General features: G+C 50.8%; 1 protein-coding gene. It reads left to right on the top strand.

The window, feature by feature from the left end:
• A partial coding sequence (locus AB1L17_RS31340; RefSeq protein WP_412848915.1) for a chitobiase/beta-hexosaminidase C-terminal domain-containing protein occupies positions 1-1,253 on the top strand: 1,253 nt, incomplete at both ends.

The raw sequence follows: 1,253 nt of genomic DNA, 5'->3' as shown, positions 1-1,253 counted from the left end.
TTTACTACACAACGGATGGCAGTACACCGAGCCGCAGCAGTGTCGAATATACCGGACCAATCGAAGTTACTTCGGAGATAACAATCAAGGCAATCGCTGTGAAGGAAGGCATGCTGGACAGCGAAGTGATGGAGGAGCATTATACGATCCTATTACCTGATCAGGTTGCCAAGCCGGTTGCAGATCCATCAGGCAGGGCGGTTTTATCTGGAACCAAGGTAACATTGAGCACGCCAACTGAAGGAGCAACGATTTACTACACAACGGATGGCAGTACACCGAGCCGCAGCAGTGTCGAATATACCGGACCAATCGAAGTTACTTCGGAGATAACAATCAAGGCAATCGCTGTGAAGGAAGGCATGCTGGACAGCGAAGTGATGGAGGAGCATTACACGATCCTATTACCTGATCAGGTTGCCAAGCCGGTTGCAGATCCTTCCGGTGGTGTGGTTCCGTCCGGCACCAAGGTGACATTGAGTTCGTCGACCGAAGGAGCGACGGTTTACTACACAACAGACGGTACCGCGCCGACTGGCAGCAGTATCAAATACACAGCACCAATCGAAGTCACTTCGGAGATGGTGATCAAGGCAATTGCAGTAAAGGCTGGCATGCTTGACAGCGAAGTGATGGAGGAACAGTATACGATTGCAACGATACCTGCACCGGCGAATTTAACAGCTTCTGCGGCTGATCGTTCCGTTACATTAAAGTGGGATGCTGTCACGGGAACAGGCAGCGTGACTTACGCAGTTTACCAAGCGGAAGGCACATCAGCTCCTGTCAATCCGGCGAACTGGAAGCTCATTCAATCGAATGTTACAGCGAACTCCTACATCGTCACGGGATTGACGAATGGAACAACGTATGCATTTGCAGTAAAGGCTATCTCTGTGGAAGGAGCCAGTGATTTCTCCAATGTAGCGACAGCGACTCCAAGAGCCCCAGGGGGGAACGGCGGTTCCGGTGGTGGCGGAGGCGGTCGTATGTTATCCAACAATGCAGATCTTGCGGACCTGCAGGTATGGGCGGAAGGCAAACAATTAAATCTAAGCCCTTCATTTGCTTCTGGAACAACGGCATATACGGCACGTACAACATCCGAGCAAGTGGAGCTTGTAGTAAAAGAAGCGCACTCCGCAGCCAAAGTCATTCTACAGGATAAAGTCATGACCGACAGGGCGAAAGTCGATCTGGAGGAAGGCAAAAATACGTTCGTATTAACGGTACGAGCAGAAAATGATGCGGAG

It is taken from the genome of Brevibacillus jepli (assembly GCF_047229145.1).
In the GTDB taxonomy this organism is placed as follows: Bacteria; Bacillota; Bacilli; order Brevibacillales; family Brevibacillaceae; genus Brevibacillus.
This window is presented reverse-complemented; position numbering and strand designations above follow the sequence as displayed.